Origin of the sequence: uncultured Sanguibacteroides sp. (assembly GCF_900543425.1) — a bacterium.
Classification (GTDB): domain Bacteria; phylum Bacteroidota; class Bacteroidia; order Bacteroidales; family Marinifilaceae; genus Gabonibacter.
This window is the reverse complement of the sequence record NZ_UQRQ01000049.1, coordinates 1-3,906: the sequence shown is the minus strand read 5'-3', so window position 1 is coordinate 3,906 and position 3,906 is coordinate 1. Positions and strand designations below refer to the sequence as shown.

The window sequence follows — 3,906 nt, the reverse complement described above, 5'->3', positions numbered from 1 at the left end:
AAGGATTCAGTGATTGAGTGATTGGGGATTAAGAGATTAAAAAGATTGACGATTTCGGATTGTAGATTGACGATTTGAAGAAGGTAAGATCAGAATCTTAATCATAAATCGTAAATCAAAAATTAATTTACAATTAGACGGATTAGGAAATTGGAAGTAGACTTACGATTTTATGACTTCATCTTTATGAACTTTGGCTCTACGGACTTTCCAAAATATTTCCATTCTTTTCCGTCATTTTTAATATCTTTGCCGAGTCTGATAACATATACCAAAAGACAATCTGTTGTAAAACAAAGAACATGACAGGAATAAAAAGCTTAGCAAAAGATACGGCGATCTACGGAATGAGCAGTATTATCGGAAGATTTCTGAATTGGTGTCTGGTACCGCTTTACACGTACAAATTAGCAACCGGAGAATTCGGAGACGTAACCAATCTTTACGCGTGGATGGCGTTGCTACTGGTCATTTTGATCTACGGTCTGGAAACCGGTTTTTTTCGTTTTGCCAACGACGGCACAGAAGAAGATCCCAAAACGGTTTATTCAACTTGCCTTTTCTCTTTAGCCACGACTTCCGCTATTTTTATGGGACTTGTCTTTTTGTTTCAATCCCCTATTAGCAGGCTTCTTAAATTATCGGAACATCCGGAGTACATTTTGATTACGGCTGCCATCATTGCCATGGATGCTTTTTGCGCACTCCCCTTTGCCTATCTACGCTATTTGAAACGCCCGATACGCTTTGCCGCCCTGAAACTTCTGTTTATCGCTTTAAATATCATCCTCAACCTGTTTTTCCTTGTCGTATGTCCTTGGATATGGAAACATGTCCCGGAATGGATCAACTGGTTCTACGACCCGACCTATGGCGTAGGCTATATATTAATATCCAATCTATTAGGTACATTCATTGTCCTTTTAGCTCTCGCTCCCGAGATTGTACGTATCCCCTGGCGTTTCCGCCCGGATCTATTAAAGCGAATTTTACGTTACTCTTTCCCTCTACTTATCTTAGGTGTTGCCGGAATCATGAACCAGACCCTCGATAAAATCCTATATCCCATGTTGATTTCTGATCCCGTTGCAGCCAAAAGCGGATTAGGAATATACGGGGCCAACTACAAAATAGCCATCGTCATGGTGATGTTCACACAGGCTTTCCGGTACGCTTACGAACCGTTTATTTTTGCCCAAAACAAAGGAGAAGATAAACGGGTAGCTTATGCCGAGGCCATGAAATATTTTATCATTTTTGGGCTTTTCATATTCTTAGGAGTGATGTTCTACCTGGAAATACTCCGTTACTTTATCGATCCGAACTATTTCTCAGGTTTACAAGTTGTTCCTATCGTAATGATCGCGGAACTCTTTTTCGGTATATTCTTCAACCTCTCTCTCTGGTATAAATTGACGGATAAAACCCAATGGGGAGCTTATTTTTCTCTTTTCGGTTTAGCCATTACTTTGGCCGTCAATATAGCCTTTGTCCCCCGCTACGGCTATATAGCCTGTGCCTGGGCTGCCTTCACCTGCTATTTTGCAATGATGATCGCTTCCTGGTTTATCGGACAACACTATTATCCGATCCGGTACGATTTAAAAGGAATCGGGAAATACTTTCTGTTAGCCTTGGTTCTATACGTTATCGCTCTGTGGATTCCCATTGAAAATCAGATTTTACGCCTTAGTTTCCGGACGATCCTTCTTGTCTTATACATTTTATACGTGATAAAAAAGGATTTACCGCTCAAACAAATCCCTTACCTCAACCGATGGGTTAAAAAATAAAACTCAACGACCCAAAAGGTTTTGCACGAACTGATGCCACAAAGCAGGTTCTACCAGGATCGGAAAGATAAAACCATAAACAGCCCCGTAAAAGTGAGCATTGTGATTTATATTATCACTATCCCGCTTCGCCATATACTGGCAATAAAAAAGATAGAGGAAACCGAATAATATTCCGGGAATAGGTAAAATAGCAAAGAAATAGATCTTATCCCAAGGATTTAGGAATATAGCCGCAAAAAGAACAGCGGAAACCGCACCCGATGCCCCGATAGAAGAATAATACGGATTTTTATTATACTTGAACAAGTCATAAACAGAAGCAGCAATCATTCCCCCGAAATAAAGCAACAGATAGCTTATCGAACCGAAACCGTTTACCGCAAACCATTGTTCCAAATAAGAACCGAAAGAATAAAAAGTAAACATATTCACGAACAGGTGTACCCAATCGGCATGCACAAAACCGTGTGTGATCAGACGATACCACTCTTTAGCTCTCACCACCCGATAAGCAGAAAAGGCCAATTTATCAAACAGTTGATGGTTATTAAAACAAGCCATCGAAACCACCACCGTGGCAATAATGATCAATAATGTCAACATAATTCATTTTGTTTAGGTTACGAATGTACAACATTTTACTTTTTCTCCCATTCTTCCGGCTAAAAAAACAGGGAGAACAAAATTTCTCCCTGCCGTAAAGAATGATAATGATACAAAATCTTAACCGAATTTACCTTTCGGTCTATTTACGCTCTTCTATATCAATATACATATCGCCTGAAAAATCGTTTAACAGATATTTGGCAAAATATCCCCGCATCTTATGTTCCAACAATCGGTTCTCTCTCCCATCTATTGCATGTCCGCTTCGAGGGAGAATCAGCATGTCAAAGTTTCTTCCGGCATCTATTAAAGATTGTACCATCCGCATCGCATGAGCCGGATGAACATTATCATCCTGCATTCCGTGAACGAGCAAAAGATGTCCCCGGTAACTCCGAGTTCTTCCGCAACCTCTTTGTATCTCTTCCCTTCCACCACACATTTGGTCAATACATCATGTTGTTTTGCGGGTAATAAATACAATTGCTTTTCCAAGCGAACAAGGCGTTTCTCATATTCATCCAACTCCTCTGCTGCCGAATGAAATAACATACTCAATTCATGCTCGTTCGTTTTAACCACGCCCAGGTGCCTTAAATAATTCAGTGCTCTGTTTTGAGCTAAAGCAAACAGGTAAGATTTTACAGGATATACCGGATTCAAATGTTTCCGATTATCCCATAATAGTAAAAAAGCATCATGTACGATATCTTTCGCTATCTCCTCATCCCTCACGTAATTATACACAAAACCGGTAAGGTTGGAAAAATGCTTATTAAATAGCTTTTCGAAAGTTTGGCTATCAAAAAGTTCTTCCATTATGCCATGTTTATAACAAATTATTATATTATATACACGCAAATGTAAGCTTTTTACCGATTATTACAACAATATTAACACGCAAGAAACAGATGCCTCCCATTTCACCGGTTTCACTTTCCACTATAACCTTTATCAAACCTCTCATCCTCAAAAAGAAGTAAGACGGAATATCCTAATATAAAACAAGTATATATTATAAAACAACAAGACCGTTTGAAAAATTCAAACGGTCTTATCGATTCATTTTACACTATAATTTAAGCGGGAATCAAACCGGAAATCAGGATCAATACCAACAATCCCAAGATGGCATACAACTCGGGGAATACGGCCAATACCATCGTCGTTCCGAACACATTGTATCCGCTACCGATAGCGATAATACCGTTTGCACAAACTTGCGCCTGGCGAATAGCAGAGAAGAAAGCTACTAATCCAAGACCTATACCTGCTCCGAAAATAGCAGAGGCAACTCCCCAGTCCATGGCAGGATTCAAATGGCTACTCAACAGGAAGTATCCCACGAATCCGTACAATCCCTGAGAAGAAGGTAAAGCGGACAGACCGATATATTGACCGGAAGCCGTCGGGTTCTTCTTTAAAGCTCCCACGGCAGCATTACCGCAAATTGTAACACCATAAGCACTACCAACACCTGACAATGCCACCATCAATGCAATTC

General features: G+C 40.0%; 5 protein-coding genes. 1 reads left to right on the top strand and 4 read right to left on the bottom strand.

The window, feature by feature from the left end; translation table 11 throughout:
* The first annotated feature begins 302 nt into the window (after nucleotides 1-302).
* Nucleotides 303-1,793: an oligosaccharide flippase family protein gene (locus QZR76_RS14045; RefSeq protein ID WP_294143436.1), complete on the top strand. Its 1,491-nt coding sequence runs from the start codon at nucleotides 303-305 to the stop codon at nucleotides 1,791-1,793.
* Nucleotides 1,794-1,796: 3 nt separating this feature from the next.
* On the opposite strand, the gene QZR76_RS14040 is transcribed toward QZR76_RS14045, so the two are convergent.
* From QZR76_RS14040 to QZR76_RS14025, 4 genes are all read right to left on the bottom strand, one after another.
* Nucleotides 1,797-2,399 carry a rhomboid family intramembrane serine protease gene (locus QZR76_RS14040; protein WP_294143433.1) on the bottom strand — a complete coding sequence of 201 codons (603 nt, stop codon included), beginning with the start codon at nucleotides 2,397-2,399 and terminating at the stop codon, nucleotides 1,797-1,799.
* A gap of 142 nt (nucleotides 2,400-2,541) precedes the next feature.
* Nucleotides 2,542-2,730 (bottom strand): hypothetical protein, encoded by a 189-nt coding sequence (locus QZR76_RS14035; RefSeq protein WP_294143431.1) that lies wholly within the window; start codon nucleotides 2,728-2,730, stop codon nucleotides 2,542-2,544.
* Nucleotides 2,709-3,221, bottom strand: a complete 513-nt coding sequence (locus QZR76_RS14030) for a sigma-70 family RNA polymerase sigma factor (RefSeq protein WP_294143429.1) — start codon at nucleotides 3,219-3,221, stop codon at nucleotides 2,709-2,711. The genes QZR76_RS14035 and QZR76_RS14030 overlap by 22 nt, the downstream gene beginning before the upstream one ends.
* Before the next feature lie 260 nt (nucleotides 3,222-3,481).
* A complete protein-coding gene (locus QZR76_RS14025; RefSeq protein ID WP_294143426.1) occupies nucleotides 3,482-3,904 on the bottom strand; it encodes an ATPase in 423 nt (140 codons plus the stop codon).
* Nucleotides 3,905-3,906: the final 2 nt, after the last annotated feature.